The sequence below is a fragment of the Acinetobacter lwoffii genome, assembly GCF_015602705.1.
Classification (GTDB): Bacteria; Pseudomonadota; Gammaproteobacteria; order Pseudomonadales; family Moraxellaceae; genus Acinetobacter; species Acinetobacter lwoffii_E.
On record NZ_CP059081.1, the window covers coordinates 2,384,375 to 2,405,341 of the forward strand.

At 43.2% G+C, this 20,967-nt stretch carries 13 protein-coding genes, 2 tRNA genes and 3 rRNA genes; 1 reads left to right on the forward strand and 17 read right to left on the reverse strand.

Annotated elements, in window-relative coordinates:
• Window positions 1–8: 8 nt before the first annotated feature.
• The 5 genes from filE to filA all read right to left on the reverse strand — a co-directional run bounded on the left by filE (window position 9) and on the right by filA (window position 6,206).
• Window positions 9–1,193, reverse strand: a complete 1,185-nt coding sequence (gene filE / locus H0S56_RS11435) for a putative pilus assembly protein FilE (protein WP_195725113.1) — start codon at window positions 1,191–1,193, stop codon at window positions 9–11.
• 7 nt (window positions 1,194–1,200) lie between these two features.
• Window positions 1,201–2,865, reverse strand: coding sequence for a putative pilus system OmpP1/FadL family transporter FilD (gene filD / locus H0S56_RS11440; protein ID WP_195725114.1), 1,665 nt, complete (start codon window positions 2,863–2,865; stop codon window positions 1,201–1,203).
• A gap of 13 nt (window positions 2,866–2,878) precedes the next feature.
• Window positions 2,879–4,084 carry a putative pilus system protein FilC gene (filC, locus tag H0S56_RS11445; protein ID WP_195725115.1) on the reverse strand — a complete coding sequence of 402 codons (1,206 nt, stop codon included), beginning with the start codon at window positions 4,082–4,084 and terminating at the stop codon, window positions 2,879–2,881.
• 34 nt (window positions 4,085–4,118) lie between these two features.
• Complete coding sequence (gene filB / locus H0S56_RS11450) at window positions 4,119–4,952, reverse strand: putative pilus system C39 family peptidase FilB (protein ID WP_004646031.1); 834 nt, start codon at window positions 4,950–4,952, stop codon at window positions 4,119–4,121.
• Between the two features lie 189 nt (window positions 4,953–5,141).
• Window positions 5,142–6,206: a putative pilus system protein FilA gene (gene filA / locus H0S56_RS11455; protein WP_195725116.1), complete on the reverse strand. Its 1,065-nt coding sequence runs from the start codon at window positions 6,204–6,206 to the stop codon at window positions 5,142–5,144.
• A gap of 259 nt (window positions 6,207–6,465) precedes the next feature.
• Here filA and H0S56_RS11460 point away from each other — a divergent pair, with 259 nt between their 5' ends.
• On the forward strand, window positions 6,466–7,797 hold the full coding sequence (locus tag H0S56_RS11460; protein ID WP_195725117.1) for an anthranilate synthase component I family protein: 1,332 nt from the start codon (window positions 6,466–6,468) through the stop codon (window positions 7,795–7,797).
• Between the two features lie 110 nt (window positions 7,798–7,907).
• Here the strand turns inward: H0S56_RS11460 and hisC are convergent, their stop codons facing one another.
• The 12 genes from hisC to H0S56_RS11520 form a co-directional block, all read right to left on the reverse strand.
• Window positions 7,908–8,996 carry a histidinol-phosphate transaminase gene (gene hisC, locus H0S56_RS11465; RefSeq protein WP_195725118.1) on the reverse strand — a complete coding sequence of 363 codons (1,089 nt, stop codon included), beginning with the start codon at window positions 8,994–8,996 and terminating at the stop codon, window positions 7,908–7,910.
• Window positions 8,997–9,144: 148 nt separating this feature from the next.
• The gene (gene hisD, locus H0S56_RS11470; protein ID WP_195725119.1) at window positions 9,145–10,449 is read right to left on the reverse strand and encodes a histidinol dehydrogenase; all 1,305 of its coding nucleotides are present in this window, start codon (window positions 10,447–10,449) and stop codon (window positions 9,145–9,147) included.
• A 186-nt stretch (window positions 10,450–10,635) separates the two neighbouring features.
• Complete coding sequence (gene hisG, locus H0S56_RS11475; RefSeq protein WP_195725120.1) at window positions 10,636–11,337, reverse strand: ATP phosphoribosyltransferase; 702 nt, start codon at window positions 11,335–11,337, stop codon at window positions 10,636–10,638.
• A complete protein-coding gene (murA, locus tag H0S56_RS11480; protein ID WP_004279150.1) occupies window positions 11,337–12,593 on the reverse strand; it encodes a UDP-N-acetylglucosamine 1-carboxyvinyltransferase in 1,257 nt (418 codons plus the stop codon). Before murA ends, hisG begins: the two co-directional genes overlap by 1 nt.
• A gap of 7 nt (window positions 12,594–12,600) precedes the next feature.
• Window positions 12,601–12,852, reverse strand: coding sequence for a BolA family iron metabolism protein IbaG (gene ibaG / locus H0S56_RS11485; protein WP_004730742.1), 252 nt, complete (start codon window positions 12,850–12,852; stop codon window positions 12,601–12,603).
• 133 nt (window positions 12,853–12,985) lie between these two features.
• Window positions 12,986–13,318, reverse strand: a complete 333-nt coding sequence (gene hpf / locus H0S56_RS11490) for a ribosome hibernation-promoting factor, HPF/YfiA family (protein WP_004730744.1) — start codon at window positions 13,316–13,318, stop codon at window positions 12,986–12,988.
• Window positions 13,319–13,502: 184 nt separating this feature from the next.
• On the reverse strand, window positions 13,503–14,954 hold the full coding sequence (locus tag H0S56_RS11495) for an RNA polymerase factor sigma-54 (RefSeq protein WP_071851365.1): 1,452 nt from the start codon (window positions 14,952–14,954) through the stop codon (window positions 13,503–13,505).
• A gap of 198 nt (window positions 14,955–15,152) precedes the next feature.
• Window positions 15,153–15,267 (reverse strand): 5S ribosomal RNA (gene rrf / locus H0S56_RS11500).
• 207 nt (window positions 15,268–15,474) lie between these two features.
• Window positions 15,475–18,368 (reverse strand): 23S ribosomal RNA (locus tag H0S56_RS11505).
• Window positions 18,369–18,844: 476 nt separating this feature from the next.
• Window positions 18,845–18,920 (reverse strand) — tRNA-Ala (locus tag H0S56_RS11510).
• A 71-nt stretch (window positions 18,921–18,991) separates the two neighbouring features.
• Window positions 18,992–19,068 (reverse strand) — tRNA-Ile (locus tag H0S56_RS11515).
• 60 nt (window positions 19,069–19,128) lie between these two features.
• Window positions 19,129–20,666, reverse strand: a 16S ribosomal RNA gene (locus H0S56_RS11520).
• The 16S, 23S and 5S rRNA genes sit together here with 2 tRNA genes alongside, the layout of an rRNA operon.
• Window positions 20,667–20,967: the final 301 nt, after the last annotated feature.

Sequence of the window (20,967 nt, forward strand, 5' to 3'; positions counted from 1 at the left end):
AATAGTCCTTATCGAATGGCGACTAATTTTAGTTGTCCATGATTTGTCAGCATCTTATCTTCAATATCTATCGCGGAGGCCAAAGGCGTCAATAATACATATTCAGTTTGTGCCGGAATATGGAGAACCCCTTCGATACGCTCATGTTGAATAATATTCGCCTGACCTTCCTGATTTTTAAAACCGCCCGCTCCTTCAAGCACACAACCATGACTGTCTAAAAACACAACAAAAGGCCAATAATACGTTGGATTTTTCTGGCTAGAGGCATAAGAGTTGATCTGAATATTCTGGATATCGGATTGAAGCTTTACCACTTCAAAATCAAATTCGTCTGCTTTAAGAGGTACGCGAGGCCACAGGTTAACTGCTTTTTTAAGGCTGATTTCTTTCGCTTTTTTAATTTTCTTATCATTAAAACACTGCTTGCCCAAGCTATCGATGGTCTCCGACTGTGAAATACGATAATAACTTTGAGCCAGTACCACAGGACCGGAATCTACTTCTGGCGTTTGAAACAAGGATTTTAATACGGATTGTCCCACCCCTTTTTCACGTTCAATTGTCTGGATCCGAGTAGTTCCAATGTTTTTATCGACGACTCCTTCGGGCATGCTATAGAAACGTTTTTTGCCTTCCAAATTAAATTCTTTATTTTCCAGATACTCACTATCTACATATTCAATGCCTTCAACCTGGCTAAATCCCGGTTTTTGTATGGTAGCAACAGAAGATCCAGCTCCGGTATCAGAGGTTTGAGATTTGGGTTTTAATTGTGGTTTAGACTGAAGCTTTTCTTGCGCAATATGCAATTGTACTGGTTGTACTGGTTGTACTGGTTGTACTGGTTGTACTGGTTGTACTGGTTGTACTGGTTGTACTGGTTGTACTGGTTGTACTGGTTGTACAACCATATTATGGTCATGCTTAGGTTTAACTTGTCCATTTTCTACGACGGGCACTTTTTCTAAGTTTTGCTTCACAGGTGTGGACTGAACTATTGCAGTTTCTACTTTTTTCAACAATCGAGATTTGTCTTCAGTTTTTTTCTCTGCATTATTACGTGGTACGACTAATGGTCGCCCATCCGGACCAATAATCGTAATAAATTCTTTAGCGCTTGTATAAAAAGACACGGATACCAGACTTAATGCCAGTACCGCTGTCAATCCAACGTTCCCTGTCTTGATCATTTTTTCCTTACCAACGAGTGCGATAGTTCAAGCCTAAAATAGTAATTTTGGTATCTGTTTTTACGTTTAAACCTGCATATGGGTTTAATAACAGGTTATTTACTCCAGTCTGGTTGGCTAAACTACTGGTATTTGCTGGAATCTGATCTTTGCTGCGCAAGAAACCAATCGATAGATCCAGATCAGTATCAGCATCAAAACGGTAACCAACACCTAAACCAAATAACTGTGCACCATTAATCGGTACCATGGTATTACGCTTATTTTTTGGAATAGCACTGGTCCGTGGTTCATAACCTGCCCGAAGCTTCAAACGGTCTGTAGCGGAATACTCCATCCCGATACCGAAGTTCCACGGCGATTCAAATCCCATCGGTAAAGCCAAGGTTGAGTCAGTGACATTGGCAGACAAAATTTTGGCAATTTTTAGGGCTGAAATAGTACGATCAAATTCGAACTTAAATTCGTCCCAGACCTTGTAATCTGTCCAGCCAATATCAAAATTCACTTGCAAATCTGGCATCACTTTATATTTGATACCTGCCTGAAAATGCGCCGGATATTCAAAATCCTGCGACACTAGACCAGATTCACTCGATGGTATGTAAGTAGGAAATCCAAGAATTGCAGCCAAAATCTGGCCGGTCGGCGAGGTCATTAAACCTTTGATCATTTCCTGAGGAGCTTTGGCATTATCAATATGATATTTACCTTTTAAGCGCATTTTCGCAGCACTTTGGTACACCATACCAAAACTAAAGTCTTCACGCGGTTCCCACAATATTCCCAGGTTATAGCTTGGACTTAAGTTTTGCTCAAGCTCCAGTTGCATTTGACCAAACTTGCCAAATGGGTTCATCCCCTCATCTGCATTACAGATCCCGAGCAAAAGAATATCTGTAATAATATCGGAATTTTCTTTAAACGGCGTACACACGACTTCGTCGATCATACGCAACATCCCGATCAACTCATTCGGGAAACGCAAGTCCGTTTTCATCCCAATGGCTTGATAAGACATCCCGATAGAAGCACCAATCGACAGCTGGTCATTAACCTCATAACCGATGGATGGTGACAGATAGGTAATCCGCTCTAAAGCAACCTGCTGCCCCATAAAGTTTGCCGGGTTACCATCTTCATGACCAAAACCTGCCATGAGAGGAGCATAAACAGCAGTCGCATACGTGGCTTTAGATCCAGGTGGGTTGTATGCAATCCCCATGGTCGGTGCAGTCAAAGGAAGGCCTTCCCCTAAATCCACCATTTTTTTCAAAAAAGGGACATAAAGGCTGACATATTCCACATCACCTTTGACCGACCCTTTAAAATCGGTACACAAATCAGATGAAACTTCAGGACCGTCATTACAGACAATAGGATCATCAGAATAGCCAAATACGTTATATCCGGCGGGTACTGAAAACTCACGCTGGATATCAAAATTAGCCACAATGATTTGCTGTTCGGTTTGCAGCCCATTAATTTTAGTCAGTGCAGCCGGGTTAAAGTGGACCGCATTGACCCCTGGAGGATCTGCAGTGACAGCATTCCCCATGGATAGTGCACGTAAATCAACTGAAAGGTTGGTTCCCAATTGTGCAAAGGTATAACTTGAACAGCCCGCAAGAATAATTCCTGTTAATAACGGGCTAAGTCGAATGTTTTTCATACGACACCCCCTATTAACTAATTTTTTTACCAAAACCTAAAATATCAAGTGGGAATGACAGTCCCAACGAAACATCCGGTGCATCTTCGGTCAGCCCTAGGCCAACGGTACCATTAACAATGGTTTCTGGAGAGACTCGCACACCTAAGGAAATTGCAAAGGTAGAACTGGTCTGATCCGCAGCAGAATAACTTTCACCCGTGTTATAGCTAAATTCCGCACCGGTATTAAAGCTTTGCTGATAGGACATGGTCATCGAAACGTCATAGTTAAATGAATATGCGAAACCAAAGGCAAAGCCTCCACTAACACCAGGTTCAAACTCCTCAATAATTCGGCTACCTCGACGCTGATTTAGGCCTGATTCTTTAAAACCATAGTTCGCAGAAACTGATGCAAACAGCACGACTGGATCAATGTATTTACGCGTACTAGCACCTACTCCAGCAGAGTAATAACCCTTTCCTGCTGCTAGATCTGTCGCGGCATTAATTTCATAAGGACTATCACCCGTTTTAGTCGACAAATTTGCAAATAAAATCAGAGGCAGACGACCCGCTTTTAGTGGAAAGGGTTCCCAGCGAGCACCCAAACTAATATCGCCCAAACCTGCAGTAGACGTATCTTTTAACAAGTCAGTTTTGGCCACTAAAGGTAAGGATGCAGTCAAGGTCAGGTTATCTTTCACGCCATATTGGAAAGTGAAAGTATTGGTCATACTATGTGTTGCATTTTCTTGAACACGTAGTTGATACAATTGGCCCTGAGCCATTTCTATATCAAGTTGAGTGTCTCGATAATAGGTATAATCAATATCGTAATATGATGAAATTTCGCCTTGTTTTATCAGAGAGTATTGGCGTTCATTTGACGTAAATACTTCTTCCAGATTAGCTGCCTGAGTAGCATCTCCTTCTTGTTGCTGTAAAGCTTGAGATGCATCTACGACTTGGCCAGCCTGAGTCTCTACAGGTGATGCTGTTTTAACGACCGCCTCTTCAACTGCTTCATATTCACCTAGTTCTGACTCTTCTGCAGCCTGCGTTTCGACCTGCCCGGTTTGAGCCGGTACAGATGCAGCAGTTTCAACGACAACTTCCTCATCAACCGTTTCGTATTCACCTAGTGCTGGTTCTTCTGCAGCAAATGCAACGCCCATTACCATTTGAATGCTCAGTGCCAAGAACGTCTTGTTCATCCATTTACTGTTCATATCCATTTCACCATTTTAATTTTTATTACTGTTTTTCATTTTATTTATTCTTGTAATACAGTCTCAGGAAGTTATGTTGATATTCCCCAAATTTTTCTGACTCTGTATTACGATTACGGTCCATACGGATCGTAGAAGCTTTATCAGCAATTTTGTCCATATAAAATTGTGGATACTGCATGTCAACCAAGGCATAGCGATTAATCGTAGCATCTTCTACATGACGCATATCTGATTCTTTTAATGCTAGAAAATTTTTGCGATATTGCTCAGGTACATTAATCAGGAACAAAGTGTTATTTTCCCAAATATCCTGAAAACGCCGTTCCTCAAAACTGATATTACCAAGTGCCGGATCTGCAACATAAACCCGGCCATTTTTATAACCTTTATAAACTACAAAATGCTTAAATCCTGCATAGGAAATCGGAACAATGGCAGGCTGATCTTGATTGACTAAATCTTTGAACTCCCCTCGATAGCCTCCACTTTCCAACCCTAAGGCTGAAACAAAGCGCTTCATATCAAGCAGAGAAAAACTACGGCGTTCAACAATTTTATCCGTTTCACCGAATTTCATCAGCCCACTCATGACTTGCTGCTCATCCAGCTGCGTACCGACATAACCATTGAGGAGGGTCGTAAGTGCTGCTGAACCACAACTATAATCATAAGCTTGACGTACAATGCCCTGAAACTGATCCAGAAGTGCCGGTTTTACTTCCACAGCTTCACGGTGCATACGCACAAAAGAGTCATTTCTTGAATCAAGAACTTCAGTATAGTGAACAGCACCATTCGGCTGTTTTTTGATATCCAGAGCTTCTTTGGCAGCGTAATACATCAATGCCGAGCCCAACGCGATCTCTAACATAATTATTAACTTTTCTTATAATGGGCATAATGTGCCTATTTTTCTTTTTATAGAGCATTCACTCTACTTCCCTGTAACTAGAAAGATACCTGCTTTTTCAAAAAAATACAGTATTTTTTTTATTTTTTAGATAAGTGATATAGTCATAAAAAAGCGCGTGTAAACACGCGCTTTTTTTTAAAATAAAGATTAGTGACCTGAAATAGTAATAATTGCACCTTTTGTATAACTACCAGGAGTTCTAGAGTAGAAGGTTTGTAACCCCTGTACTTCCATGTCACCGATAGATGAAGCTGCACTACGGTTACCTAAATGAATACCTTTAATGTATTGGTCTTTCGCCCCAGTATCATTACTTACAATACGAACATGCGCTGCTTTTGTCACATCCGTAGAAGTACCTACATAACCATCATTAAATACTGAAATATTCTGGCTAATGGTTAAATCATTAGATTCCGCATCTGCAATTTTAATACTTTCAATAAAGATTTCACCGGCTTCACGTGTAATCACAGGGCTAGAACCCGAAAGACCAACAGGTTGATTTTTTGTTGAATTATCTAAAATACCCAGGTTGTTAATTTCTAAACCACCTACCATTACAGTATTCATCTTGATCATTGCACCTTGTGGAGCAGCACCCAGTTGAATATTGGCATTTATCACACCAGTTTTAACTTCTAAACCACTAATGATGTCATTTACAACACCGGCACCACCTCGACGAATCGAATCTGGATCAGCTGCACCAGAGGCAGTTACACCAATTCGGCCAATTTTAATATCAAGGCCCGATACTTGTGCAGCAACATTAATGAAAGGATTACCGTTACCTGCATCAGAGTCGATCACCAAGTCAGCAAGATTACGGGACTCGAGTAAATAGGCACCATTATCGTCATAATTGGCACCGATTAATACACCATGGTGTGCCGTAGTCGTAGGATTTACACGATCAGCATCTGTAATAGCCGTATCACTAGTACCACGAATCACGATCGAACCTGCGGCTGCAGTTTGAGGAGTTGAGGCCCCAGTAGTTGGATTAACTAAATTATAACCATCTTTCAAACCGTCATTATCATGGATAAATAATTTTTCAATAGCAATTTTCGAGATGCCGATACCAATTGTCAAACCGTCTTGACCCGTTGTTTCGCTTAGAGATGCATCATCCATTGCTTGCATCGCCATCGCATTGGCACTAAATGCAACTGAAGTCGCTAAAACTAATTTTGTAAATTTTTTCATTGTTTACTCTCCCAAGAGTACTATTTTTTTTGGTTGTGAATTACTCAGTGTTTAGGCTGTATTTTTTATTTTCTGACAGCTTAAGCATCTTTCCTTGAGTAATTTGCTAGCCCACTTAAAGTAGCGTCGAGTCAGTTTTTGATCAACTGTTGTTGGTCGCAATCTGTCGCTTACCGATAAACGGTATTTCATGATTTAAAAATATTTTCCTGACTTCTTGATATAAAATAGTGAGTCATATCGAACTCTCTATAACTGAATGACCGAAGCTCTCTATCATCGTCCCTTAAAGTTTGAATCACGTCTGGTTACAGATCTATTATCCGCATTGAAGACATTGAATCATCTAGTGTATTTAAATAATAATGGTCGGCCTTTTATTGCCTGCTGCGCTCAAGAATATTTTGTTGCGCAGACATCACAAATTCAGTCTTTTAAAAGAATAGGGATTGAACAGTATCAACCCAGCCCATCTGAATTTAATTTAGTGATTAATGCATTAAAAACTCCTCAAGAGAATGGCTTTCATGGAGGCTATGTTGGCTTTATCGGCTACGATTATGCGGCTCAACAATATATTCAGTATCCAGACCGTCCTCAACCTGGTTTATTTATTGGTCAATTTCCTTCCTACATTAAACCAATCTCTGATGGCTGGATGTTCTATAGTGATGATCCACAGGCAGAACAAATTTTCAATCATATTCAGAACTTACTTAATCAAGATAAAATTCACTCGACATTTCATTTAAAAAATCCTTGTATCTCACGCTGGACTAAATCTGTTTATACTCAGGCTTTTCAGAAAATTCAGGACTATATTGTTGCAGGTGACTGCTATCAGATTAATCTGACCCAAGAGTTTAAAGGTCGTGCCCAAGGCTCCCTCTTAGCAACTGCCCAAGCATTCTGGACATTAACCGAAGCGCCCTATGCCGGTTATTTGCGTATTGGTGATTTTGAATTACTCAGCTGCTCACCCGAGTTATTTATTGACTTCGAAAAAAATCGGAAAATTATCACCAAACCAATTAAAGGCACCATGCCACGCTATACAGATCCAGTGCTGGATGAACAATCTAAACAAACCTTAAAAGCATCGGAAAAAGATCAAGCAGAAAATGTCATGATTGTGGATTTATTACGTAATGATTTAAGTGTTTATGCAGAAACAGGCTCGGTTAAAACCCCCAAATTATTTAATATCGAAAGTTTTAATCAAGTGCATCATATGGTGAGCGAAGTAGAAGCGACCTTAAAAGCAGGTGTGAATCCTTTCGAGGTATTAATGTCAGCCCTACCAGGTGGCTCAATTACGGGCGCACCTAAAATCCGGGCGATGCAGATTATTGCTGAATTGGAAGGTGCAGCACGTGGTGCTTATTGCGGTTCAATGGGTTATTTTAATTTTGATGGTACCGGTTCCTGGAACATTCTGATTCGTTCTATTCAGAAATATCAAGAAGATGTTTCTTTATGGGCCGGTGGTGGCATTACCATTTCTTCGGATTGTAATGCGGAATATCAGGAATGTTTTGATAAAGTTTCAGCGATGCTGGATCTGTTAAATAGCTGGTATCAGCCTGAATAAATAAAAAAGCGAATCATTTGATTCGCTTTTTTCTACAAATCCACCCTAACCTTCCTTTACTCAAAGAGGGAACTCCTCCCTTTTCAAAGAGAAGCTAGGAGGGATTTTAATCACACCAAAATCTCATTTTTTAGCGTATCGACTAAACGCTGATTTTGCTCATCTGTACCAATGGTAATTCTTAAGAACTGGTTAATACGTGGCTTGTTAAAATAACGCACGATAATGCCACGTTCACGCAACTCACTTGCAAGTTCGCCTGCATCCTTAGATGGCAATGAGGCAAAAATAAAGTTGGCACTCGATGGTAAAATTTTAAAACCAAGCTCATTTAGTTGAAACACCAACTTTTCACGGCTGGCAATAACTTTCTGATTCTGTGCTTCAAAGTAGGCCTGATCTTCAAATGAAGCGACCGCTGCAGCAATCGCAAAACGGTCCATCGGATAAGAGTTAAAGCTGTTTTTGACTGCTTCAAGTGCTGCAATCAAATGTGGCTGAGCAATCGCGAAACCAACACGTAACCCTGCAAGAGAACGTGACTTCGAAGTAGTTTGACATACGACTAAATTTTCATATTTTTCAACCAGCTTGACTGCTGATTCGGCACCGAAGTCGACATAGGCTTCATCAATCACCACCACTGAATCCGGATTGGCTTGCAAAATTTCCTCAATCGCCGCCAAGCCCAGATCAATACTGGTTGGCGCATTTGGATTGGTAATGATGATGCCACCATTGGCTTGCTTATAGTCATCTACCACAATTTCAAAGTCATCATTGAGTGGCAAGATTTTGGTTTTGACGCCAAAAAACTGACTATAAACCGGATAGAAACTATAAGTAATGTCTGGATAAAGCACAGGCTGTTCTTGAACAAAAAATGCTTTAAAGATATGTGCCAAAACTTCATCTGAGCCATTGCCGACAAAGACGGTTTCAACAGGTACATGTTGCTGTTTAGCGATTGCCTGTTTTAGCTTTGATGCATCCGGGTCTGGATAGAGACGCAACACATCCGCCGAATTCGCAAGTACCTTTTGAACCGCTTCTACCACTTTGGGGGATGGTGGATACGGATTTTCATTGGTATTAAGTTTTAAAATATTCTGGATTTTCGGTTGTTCGCCTGGCGTATACGGTTCTAATTCACGTACTTCAGGACTCCAAAAACGCATTTGTTCTGTTGTGATATTCATTTTGTATTCTCTTTAAACCCTCTCCTAACCTCTCCCTGAGCCATATATGGCGCAAGAGAGGAATTTTCATTAATAAAGACACAAGATTTTTGTGGTTTAAATTCTCCTCTCCTTTTAAGAGAGGGTCAGGGAGAGGTGGTAATGCTATTTATGGTTGATAACGATAACGTGCAGAACGTGCATGTGCATCTAGGTTTTCCTGTTGCGCCAAGATATCCGCAGTTTTTGCTAAAGTTTTTACACCTTCTTGTGAGCACATAATCAGGCTTGAGCGCTTCTGGAAATCATAGACACCAAGTGGCGATGAAAAACGCGCAGTACCTGAAGTCGGCAAGACGTGGTTTGGACCAGCACAGTAATCACCAATGGCTTCAGGCGTATAACGCCCCATAAAGATCGCACCTGCATGACGAATGCTATCAGACATTGCTTCTGCATCATCTAAACACAACATCAGATGCTCAGGTGCCACCTGATTAATCAAATCTGACGCTTCTTGACGGTCTTTCACCAAGACCAAAGCACCACGATTGGCAATCGAAGTACGGGAAATTTCTGCCTTCGGTAATGTTGCTAGATGCATTTCAATCGCCTGCTCAACATCATTCAGCAACTGTTCATCTGGTGTGATGAAAATAGCCTGTGCCACAGTGTCATGCTCAGCTTGCGAAAGCAAATCCATCGCCAGCCATTCAGCATTATTTTGGCCTTCGGCATATACCAGAATTTCAGAAGGCCCTGCAATCATGTCGATGCCGACCTGACCAAACACTGCACGTTTTGCTGCAGCAACAAAACGGTTGCCTGGGCCGGTAATTTTATCTACTGCTGGGACAGTTTCTGTACCATAAGCCAATGCCGCAACCGCTTGCGCGCCACCAATTGTAAAGACACGCGTTACGCCTGCCAGATATGCAGCCGCCAGTACCAATGGGTTTAAATCACCATTCGGCGCAGGCACTACCATAATAATTTCAGGAACACCCGCCACATGTGCAGGCACTGCATTCATCAATACTGAAGATGGATAAGATGCCAGACCACCCGGTACATAAATCCCGACACGATCCAGTGGGGTCACTTTCTGACCGAGCGTATTCCCCAAAGCATCGACATAGGTCCAGCCGTCCTGTTTTTGTGCCTGGTGAAATTCACGCACGCGTGATGCAGCAAGTTCTAAGGCTTCGCGCACTTCAGTTGTTAGACCCTCGAAGGCAGCTTTTAGTTGCTCTTGGCTTAACTCTAAATCTGAAAATTGATGCGCCGGATGTCGATCGAACTGTTGAGTGAGTTTAAGAACTTGAGCATCACCATGCTGACGAACATCAGCAATAATTTGATCTACGGTTTTTAAAAGTTCAGGATCATTAACAGTTTCAAAAGCCAACAAGTCAGCAAATGCTTGCTTGAAGTTTTGATCTTGGGTCGATAAACGTCGCATCAATTTACCCATCAGGTTTGAATTCGAAGGCTTTAGTTTACCTGTTTTCCAGACTTTTGTCGGCAGCTATAGTGCTCTAGCCCTATGAGTTTTATTGGAAATAACTTTTGGTAAAATTGATGAAAGAATTTACATCGTATTTATGTTCAATCGAATAAAAAAACCGCCCTGAAAGGACGGCTTTTTTAAACAACAAGCTTAAGCATGTTTGGCCTTTTCACGTGCTTCAACCGCTTGTTCCAGTTGAGCCAAAATCGGATTTAATAATGCTTGCTTACGCTTGAAGCTGGCTTTATTCACGATTAAACGCGAAGACACTTTGCAAATTTCTTCAAGTGGCTCTAAACCATTGGCACGCAAGGTATTGCCTGTATCTACGACATCGACGATGTAATCGCCCAGACCAACTAATGGTGCAAGTTCCATGGAGCCATACAGCTTGATCACATCCACTTGCTCACCCAAGCTGGCATAGTATTGACGGGTCAAATTCACGTACTTGGTCGCAATTTTTAAACGACCTTTAGGACGTTGCATCCCCACCTTACCGGCGGTCATCAATTTACATACCGCAATTTTCAGGTCCAATGGTTCATAGACGTTTTGCGCGCCATGTTCCATCAATACATCTTTACCGGCCACACCAATATCGGCTGCACCATTTTCAACATAAGTCGGTACATCTGAAGCACGTAAAATTAGAATACGAACCTGTTTATGCGTGGTCGGGAAAATCAATTTACGAGATTTATCAGGATCTTCTAAAAGATTAATCCCTGCTGTTTCTAGCAAAGGTAAAGTCTCTTTTAAGATACGCCCCTTACTTAATGCCAAAGTTAAACCATGATCAAAATTGCCCATTACGTCAAAGTTTGGATCATCGTTTCTCATATCGCTCATTAATTTACTCGCTTAATTTGGGCACCTAAACTTTGTAACTTTGCTTCTACATCTTCATAACCGCGGTCAATATGATAAATGCGGTCAATCAGCGTTTCACCTTCAGCGGCAAGTGCTGCCAGCACCAAAGAGAACGAAGCACGTAAATCTGTTGCCATTACGGGTGCGGCAGAAAGTTTTTCTACACCCGTTACCACAGCATCATTACCTTCTACCTGAATATTGGCACCCATACGTGCCAATTCAGGAACATGCATGAAACGGTTTTCAAAAATCGTTTCAGAAATTGTCGCAAAGCCTTGAGCAATGGCATTCACAGCCATAATCTGGGCTTGCATATCGGTTGGAAATTCTGGATGTGGTAAGGTTTGGAAGCTGACAGCTTTCGGACGTTTACCCAGCATATCCAGTTCAATCCAGTCGTCACCACGGGTCACTTCTGCGCCCATTTCTTCAAACTTGTCCAGCACCGCTTCCATCAGGGACGGATCAGTATGCGTGGTTTTGATACGACCGCCAGTGATCGCTGCTGCTGCCAGATATGAACCGGTTTCAATCCGGTCAGCAACAACCGCATATTCACAGCCATGCAGACGTTCGACACCGGTCACAATTAAAGTATCGGTATCTAGACCTTCAATCTTGGCACCCATCTTGATCAGCATTTGCGCAAGATCAGTGATCTCAGGTTCACGTGCTGCATTGCGAATCGTGGTCACACCATCGGCCAACACGGCAGCCATCAGAATATTTTCTGTCCCACCCACAGTCACCATATCAAAGACAACTTCGCCACCTTTCAGGCGACCATCGACTTTGGCATGTACATAACCGGCTTCGACTTCAATCTCGGCGCCTAAAGCTTCTAAAGCTTTCAAATGCTGATCGACAGGACGGGAACCAATCGCACAACCGCCTGGTAAAGACACTTTTGCACTGCCATAGCGCGCCAATAATGGACCAAGCACCAAAATAGAAGCACGCATAGTTTTTACGAGCTCATACGGTGCGAACTGGTTATCTAATGTAGAAGTATCAGCAACAACCGTATCGCCTTCATAAGTCATGGTGATCCCAAGACCAGCAATCAGCTTCACCAACGTATTGACATCTTTTAGATTAGGAACATTTCTGAGCGTAATCGGGGTATCAGCAAGAATCATTGCTGCCAATAATGGAAGTGCTGCATTCTTTGCACCAGAAATGCGCACTTCACCTTCGAGCTTGATACCGCCCTGAATTAAAAATTTATCCATTAAATGATTAAGCTCCAAATAAGCTTGCTTTGCGCCATTCTTCTTTTGTCATCGCGCGAATCGTTACTGCGTGAACTGCACCACTGGCAATATGGGCATTGAGAGGAGCATAAACAGCTTGTTGGCGTGCAACTGGACGCTTACCTTCAAATTGATCATCCACAATACGGAGATCAAATTTTCCGCCCTGACCACTCACAGCAACATCCGCCTCTGGAAAAGCGGCTTCTAAAATTTCAGCGAGCTGTTCATTATTCATCACAAGACCTCTTATAGGACTAAGGGTGTAAAACGAGCCATTTTACTATAAATAGCAAAAATAATTCATGGATCCATACATTATATATATAAAAAAAAGAGGCTTTTAAAACCTCTTTTTCATCATTTGTCCTTTATAGAGCTAAAGGATGCTGCTGTAAATGCATTTCCCGGTATCGATCAATCTGCCGTTTCAATTTTTCGGTCAATATTTTAATTGAGGTATACATATCATCTGCGGTGGCGTGAGCAAAAAATTCAATGCCCGGTAATCGGATAATAGCCTCTGCGATATGATTACTACTGCCCTTTCTAGAGCGTTTATCAATTTGATGATCTTTCGAGAGTTTCACTTGCATACTATTCACCTGATCTAGGTGCTTCGTCATCTGTGAAAACTTGGTTTTTATACTTTCTTCAATAGCTGGCGTAATCGATAAATGATGTCCACGAATTGTTATTTGCATAGTTCTATCCCTCACCTTCGTTAGGATTAGAAGAGTCTCAATATAAAATAATTTAAATACAGTAACTTATAAATAAAATATCCGTATTTTAAGTCCTGAATCAAATCAATCTTACTGATCCTCAAAAGAAAAAAGATTCATTATGTTGTCATAATGAATCTCTAGAATAGCCAGATTTCAAATTTTAGATCAAGACTTTTCGCTCAGAAGATGAAGGAATATGTAACGATTCACGATATTTCGCCACCGTACGTCGTGCCACATCAATGCCTTCATCTTTTAACATATTGGCAATTGCATTATCAGACAGAGGCTTACGGGCATTTTCTTCGGAAATCAGTTTTTTGATTTTGGCACGAATAGCAGTAGAAGATGCTTCACCACCTGAAGTAGTCCCGACATGACTCGAGAAGAAATATTTCAACTCGAACAATCCACGTGGGGTCAGCATATATTTATTGGTGGTTACGCGCGAAACTGTAGATTCATGCAATTCAACTTCTTCGGCAATATCTCTTAAAACCAGAGGTTTCATGCCTTCCGCCCCAATTTCCAAGAACATTTTTTGATGTTCCACAATACAAGTTGCGACTTTCAATAATGTTTTATGCCGTTCATCGATACTTTTGATAAAGTTCTTCGCTTCCAGCATCTGATTACGCAGGTACTGATTATCATCGCTTTGATCTGCACGACGAATCATTTTGGCATAAAAAGAATTGACGCGTAACTTTGGCAGTACATCCGAGTTTAAATTGACTTGCCAGCAGTTATTCTTTTTCATCACCACAACATCTGGCACCTGATAATCCGATTCCTTGTTTTCAAATTCCAGACCTGGATGCGGTTTTAAGGTTTTTAGCAAATCTACAGCACAGCGCAACTGTTCTGGATTTAAGCCAGTCTGTTTGATCAGCTTAGGAAGCTCATTGGTAATTAACAATTCATAATGTTGCAGAAGTTTGATCGCATCATTTCGGCAAGGGGTTGACGCAGGTAAATTATCAAGTTGAACCAATAGGCATTCTGCCAAGCTTCTAGAACCTACACCTACCGGATCCAAACGCTGGATATGCTTTAATACAACGGCAACCTCATCATCTTCAATTTCTTCTTCAGACCCCATAGAAGAGAGTAAATGTTGTACTGATGCAGTAATTTCACTCAACTCAGCATCTAAAAAACCTTTGTCGTCCAAAGAATCGACTATGCAATAAGCGATTAATTTATCAACCTGTGAAAAATTCAGCAGATTAATTTGTTCTAGCATATATTCTTGCAGGCTCTGATGCCCTTGACGATTATCTTCACGCTCTTCGAACTCGGCTGCCCCCAGACTTGTAGGTTGATGGGTATAGACATCATCCCAATCGGTATCTACAGGTAAGTCATCAGGCAGATGATCGGCATTAAGTTGATTAGTTAGATCTTGATTTTCATTATTTGACTCAATTGTAGATAAGCTTTCAAGGGTAATTTGCTCTTCAACTTTTTCTAATAGAGGATTACTATCAAGTTGCAACTGAACTTCTTGTTCCAATTCCAGACTTGAAAGTTGTAATAGCCGAATTGCCTGCTGTAATTGTGGAGTTAATGACAGCGAGTTCGCAATTTTTATACCCACTGATAATCTCATTGTTACCCCCCTTAATAGAAAATCCCGTTTTATAAGCAATTTTTATGCCGTTTTATTTTTTATAACACAGATTTACCAAAAAACATACAAATTGGATTTTAAATTTCTAGTCTTTCGCGACTAATAATTGTTGAAATACTTAAATTTGCGCATAAAAAAATCCCCCTCTGCCTTGGCGGAGGGGGATTTCGAATAATGAGCTGGCGATGACTTACTCTCACATGGGTAACCCCACACTACCATCAGCGCTAAGAGGTTTCACTTCTGAGTTCGGGAAGGGATCAGGTGGTTCACTCTTGCTATGGTCGCCAGCACAACTGGTATGATTACTTACTGAGGTCTTATGGCTGCCTTAGCTTTCTTCAAATCTTGCACTCTGTTCAAAGCAGTGCTTTGAACATCGTTCATTAACAGATATATCTGAGTTGCAGTAGTTTGTTCGTTTAGCGTAACTAAATCAAGTCACTTTGTTTAATATCGAATCAATCGAGCTTTTATACAACAACTGTTTGGGTGTTGTATAGTCAAGCCTCACGAGCAATTAGTATTGGTCAGCTTCACATATCACTATGCTTCCACATCCAACCTATCAACGTCGTAGTCTTCAACGGCTCTTTAGGAGACATAAAGTCTCGGGGAAATCTTATCTTGAGGTAGGCTTCCCGCTTAGATGCTTTCAGCGGTTATCCCTTCCGAACATAGCTACCCGGCGATGCCACTGGCGTGACAACCGGTACACCAGAGGTTCGTCCACTCTGGTCCTCTCGTACTAGGAGCAGATCCTCTCAAATTTCCAACGCCCACGGTAGATAGGGACCGAACTGTCTCACGACGTTCTAAACCCAGCTCGCGTACCTCTTTAAATGGCGAACAGCCATACCCTTGGGACCTGCTTCAGCCCCAGGATGAGATGAGCCGACATCGAGGTGCCAAACACCGCCGTCGATATGAACTCTTGGGCGGTATCAGCCTGTTATCCCCAGAGTACCTTTTATCCGTTGAGCGATGGCCCTTCCATACAGAACCACCGGATCACTAAGACCTACTTTCGTACCTGCTCGACTTGTGGGTCTCGCAGTTAAGCGCGCTTTTGCCTTTATACTCTACGCGTGATTTCCGACCACGCTGAGCGCACCTTCGTACTCCTCCGTTACTCTTTAGGAGGAGACCGCCCCAGTCAAACTACCCACCAGACATGGTCCTCGTCCCGGATAACGGGACAGAGTTAGAACCTCAATATTACCAGGGTGGTATTTCAAGGACGGCTCCATCGCAACTAGCGTCGCGACTTCAAAGCCTCCCACCTATCCTACACAAGTAAGATCAAAGTTCAATGTCAAGCTGCAGTAAAGGTTCACGGGGTCTTTCCGTCTAGCCGCGGGTACACCGCATCTTCACGGCGAATTCGATTTCACTGAGTCTCTGCTGGAGACAGCGCCCCCATCATTATGCCATTCGTGCAGGTCGGAACTTACCCGACAAGGAATTTCGCTACCTTAGGACCGTTATAGTTACGGCCGCCGTTTACTGGGGCTTCGATCAAGAGCTTCGCTTACGCTAACCCCATCAATTAACCTTCCAGCACCGGGCAGGCATCACACCCTATACGTCCACTTTCGTGTTTGCAGAGTGCTATGTTTTTAATAAACAGTTGCAGGGGCCTGGTTTCTGAGGCTGTCGGCCGCTCAAGGAGCAAGTCCTATCACAGACAACAGCGTACCTTCTCCCGAAGTTACGGTACCATTTTGCCTAGTTCCTTCAGCAGAGTTCTCTCAAGCGCTTTGGTCTACTCGACCTGACCACCTGTGTCGGTTTCGGGTACGATTCCTGTGTAACTGAAGCTTAGAGACTTTTCCTGGAAGCATGGTATCAGCCACTTCACTGTACAAGTACAGCTTGCTATCAGTTCTCAGCATAGAGTACCCCGGATTTGCCTAAGATACATGCCTACAACCTTCCACCTGGACAACCAACGCCAGGCTGACTTAACCTTCTCCGTCCTCTCATCGCATTACACAGAAGTATTGGAATATTAACCAATTTCCCATCGACTACGCCTCTCGGCCTCGCCTTAGGGGTCGACTCACCCAGCCCCGATTAACGTTGGACTGGAACCCTTGGTCTTTCAGCGTGCGAGTTTTTCACTCGCATTGTCGTTACTCACGTCAGCATTCGCACTTCTGATACCTCCAGCAGACTTCTCAATCCACCTTCATCGGCTTACAGAACGCTCCCCTACCACGCATAATAAATTATGCATCCGCAGCTTCGGCATATAGTTTTAGCCCCGTTACATCTTCCGCGCAGGCCGACTCGACTAGTGAGCTATTACGCTTTCTTTAAAGGGTGGCTGCTTCTAAGCCAACCTCCTAGCTGTCTATGCCTTCCCACATCGTTTCCCACTTAACTATAATTTTGGGGCCTTAGCTGGCGGTCTGGATTGTTTTCCTCTTGACTACGGACGTTAGCACCCGCAGTCTGTCTCCCGGATAGTACTCATTGGTATTCGGAGTTTGCATCGGTTTGGTAAGTCGGGATGACCCCCTAGCCGAAACAGTGCTCTACCCCCAATGGTATTCGTCCGAGGCGCTACCTAAATAGCTTTCGGGGAGAACCAGCTATCACCAAGTTTGATTAGCCTTTCACCCCTATCCACAAGTCATCCCCTGGCTTTTCAACGACAGTGGGTTCGGTCCTCCAGTTAGTGTTACCCAACCTTCAACCTGCTCATGGATAGATCACCTGGTTTCGGGTCTATACCCAGCAACTAAACGCCCTATTAAGACTCGGTTTCCCTACGGCTCCCCTATGCGGTTAACCTTGCTACTGAATATAAGTCGCTGACCCATTATACAAAAGGTACGCAGTCACCGAACAAGTCGGCTCCCACTGCTTGTATGCATGCGGTTTCAGGATCTATTTCACTCCCCTCACAGGGGTTCTTTTCGCCTTTCCCTCACGGTACTGGTTCACTATCGGTCAGTCAGGAGTATTTAGCCTTGGAGGATGGTCCCCCCATATTCAGACAAGGTTTCACGTGCCTCGCCCTACTCGACATCATCATATAAGCCCTTTCGTGTACAGGACTATCACCGTCTACGGTCGCACTTCCCAGAGCGTTCCACTAGAACTTATATGACTTAATGGGCTCTTCCCCTTTCGCTCGCCGCTACTGAGGGAATCTCAATTGATTTCTTTTCCTAAGGGTACTGAGATGTTTCACTTCCCCTCGTTCGCCTTGCAACACTATGTATTCATGTTGCAATACCTACCTTATGGTAAGTGGGTTTCCCCATTCAGACATCTCCGGATCACAGGATATTTGCCGCCTCCCCGGAGCTTTTCGCAGGCTATCACGTCTTTCTTCGCCTCTGACTGCCAAGGCATCCACCACATGCACTTAATTACTTGACTATACAACCCCAAACAGTCGTTTATCCTTACAAGTGGGATAAGCAACAGATTGTGTCTTTCAACACTCTCATACAGTTGGCGTTTCGTAGATTCAACTACTGTACAGCTTCAATTAGATTCATATACCAAAACGCTTGATTCAGTTAATTTCGCTAGAACTCATTTCTTTAATCTTCACATCACAGTAATAAATCACTGTTAGTGTTGATCTTAAAAACGAGTTTGAACAAATTATTTCAACTCAAATATATTCTGTTAATGATTTTTCCAGCCTTCGTCAGGTCAGGAAACTGTGATAAATCACAGAGATTATCAAGTGCGCGTATCATAACGCTTGTACTTGTTAATCTCTAGGATCTAAACACCTGATCGCTTAGGAACTAAACAACTTCATCACTGTATGCTTACATACTGCGCGAAGCGTAGCTTCTTGCTTAAATTTCAAGTAAAAGCAGTGCTTTTATGATCTTGAAATTTGGTGGAGACTAGGAGAGTCGAACTCCTGACCTCCTGCGTGCAAAGCAGGCGCTCTACCAACTAAGCTAAGTCCCCAGCTTATCAATAAGTCAATGTATCGTTCTGTTCTGTTTGCTTCAGCACTTTCATGCTTCGTTAGTCAGATTTGGTGGGTCTGACAAGACTTGAACTTGTGACCCCACGCTTATCAAGCGTGTGCTCTAACCAACTGAGCTACAGACCCTCAGATACATCGTATGAAGAACAACTTGTTGTGGATTCTTACCAATCGTCAATCTTTCGTTAAGGAGGTGATCCAGCCGCAGGTTCCCCTACGGCTACCTTGTTACGACTTCACCCCAGTCATCTGCCACACCGTGGTAAGCGTCCCCCCTAAGGTTAGACTACCTACTTCTGGTGCAACAAACTCCCATGGTGTGACGGGCGGTGTGTACAAGGCCCGGGAACGTATTCACCGCGGCATTCTGATCCGCGATTACTAGCGATTCCGACTTCATGGAGTCGAGTTGCAGACTCCAATCCGGACTACGATCGGCTTTTTGAGATTAGCATCCACTCGCGTGGTAGCAACCCTTTGTACCGACCATTGTAGCACGTGTGTAGCCCTGGTCGTAAGGGCCATGATGACTTGACGTCGTCCCCGCCTTCCTCCAGTTTGTCACTGGCAGTATCCTTAAAGTTCCCGGCTTAACCCGCTGGCAAATAAGGAAAAGGGTTGCGCTCGTTGCGGGACTTAACCCAACATCTCACGACACGAGCTGACGACAGCCATGCAGCACCTGTATGTAAGTTCCCGAAGGCACCAATCCATCTCTGGAAAGTTCTTACTATGTCAAGACCAGGTAAGGTTCTTCGCGTTGCATCGAATTAAACCACATGCTCCACCGCTTGTGCGGGCCCCCGTCAATTCATTTGAGTTTTAGTCTTGCGACCGTACTCCCCAGGCGGTCTACTTATCGCGTTAGCTGCGCCACTAAAGCCTCAAAGGCCCCAACGGCTAGTAGACATCGTTTACGGCATGGACTACCAGGGTATCTAATCCTGTTTGCTCCCCATGCTTTCGCACCTCAGTGTCAGTATTAGGCCAGATGGCTGCCTTCGCCATCGGTATTCCTCCAGATCTCTACGCATTTCACCGCTACACCTGGAATTCTACCATCCTCTCCCATACTCTAGCCAACCAGTATCGAATGCAATTCCCAAGTTAAGCTCGGGGATTTCACATTTGACTTAATTGGCCACCTACGCGCGCTTTACGCCCAGTAAATCCGATTAACGCTTGCACCCTCTGTATTACCGCGGCTGCTGGCACAGAGTTAGCCGGTGCTTATTCTGCGAGTAACGTCCACTATCCAAGAGTATTAATCTCGGTAGCCTCCTCCTCGCTTAAAGTGCTTTACAACCAAAAGGCCTTCTTCACACACGCGGCATGGCTGGATCAGGGTTCCCCCCATTGTCCAATATTCCCCACTGCTGCCTCCCGTAGGAGTCTGGGCCGTGTCTCAGTCCCAGTGTGGCGGATCATCCTCTCAGACCCGCTACAGATCGTCGCCTTGGTAGGCCTTTACCCCACCAACTAGCTAATCCGACTTAGGCTCATCTATTAGCGCAAGGCCCGAAGGTCCCCTGCTTTCTCCCGTAGGACGTATGCGGTATTAGCATCCCTTTCGAGATGTTGTCCCCCACTAATAGGCAGATTCCTAAGCATTACTCACCCGTCCGCCGCTAGGTAATGTAGCAAGCTACATTTCCCCGCTCGACTTGCATGTGTTAAGCCTGCCGCCAGCGTTCAATCTGAGCCATGATCAAACTCTTCAGTTTAATACTATGTAGCACCTTAAAGGGTGCCAATCTTGGCTCATCAATTTTCTGACAAATATTTCTCAAATAAACTTCGAGTAATTTCTACCATCAATCAATGAAAATAATTTCGATCGATCAACCAGTAAAAATCCACACAAGTTGTTCTTCATAATCTCTTAATGATCTTCTTGCTAATTCGTCACCAGCAAGCTAGGTCGGCTATATTACTCTCTATCTCTAGAAAGTCAACCAGTAATGAAAACTATTTTTAAAATTTCTTTCTAAAACCCAACCCAATCAATCTTAACTAAGTCACTGT

Excerpts from the sequence above, each read along its gene's own strand:
- filE (WP_195725113.1), bottom strand. The coding sequence starts at position 1,193 with ATGATCAAGACAGGGAACGTTGGATTGACAGCGGTACTGGCATTAAGT.
- filD (WP_195725114.1), bottom strand. The coding sequence starts at position 2,865 with ATGAAAAACATTCGACTTAGCCCGTTATTAACAGGAATTATTCTTGCG.
- filC (WP_195725115.1), bottom strand. The coding sequence starts at position 4,084 with ATGGATATGAACAGTAAATGGATGAACAAGACGTTCTTGGCACTGAGC.
- filB (WP_004646031.1), bottom strand. The coding sequence starts at position 4,952 with ATGTTAGAGATCGCGTTGGGCTCGGCATTGATGTATTACGCTGCCAAA.
- filA (WP_195725116.1), bottom strand. The coding sequence starts at position 6,206 with ATGAAAAAATTTACAAAATTAGTTTTAGCGACTTCAGTTGCATTTAGT.
- H0S56_RS11460 (WP_195725117.1), top strand. The coding sequence starts at position 6,466 with ATGACCGAAGCTCTCTATCATCGTCCCTTAAAGTTTGAATCACGTCTG.
- hisC (WP_195725118.1), bottom strand. The coding sequence starts at position 8,996 with ATGAATATCACAACAGAACAAATGCGTTTTTGGAGTCCTGAAGTACGT.
- hisD (WP_195725119.1), bottom strand. The coding sequence starts at position 10,449 with ATGGGTAAATTGATGCGACGTTTATCGACCCAAGATCAAAACTTCAAG.
- hisG (WP_195725120.1), bottom strand. The coding sequence starts at position 11,337 with ATGAGCGATATGAGAAACGATGATCCAAACTTTGACGTAATGGGCAAT.
- murA (WP_004279150.1), bottom strand. The coding sequence starts at position 12,593 with ATGGATAAATTTTTAATTCAGGGCGGTATCAAGCTCGAAGGTGAAGTG.
- ibaG (WP_004730742.1), bottom strand. The coding sequence starts at position 12,852 with ATGAATAATGAACAGCTCGCTGAAATTTTAGAAGCCGCTTTTCCAGAG.
- hpf (WP_004730744.1), bottom strand. The coding sequence starts at position 13,318 with ATGCAAATAACAATTCGTGGACATCATTTATCGATTACGCCAGCTATT.
- H0S56_RS11495 (WP_071851365.1), bottom strand. The coding sequence starts at position 14,954 with ATGAGATTATCAGTGGGTATAAAAATTGCGAACTCGCTGTCATTAACT.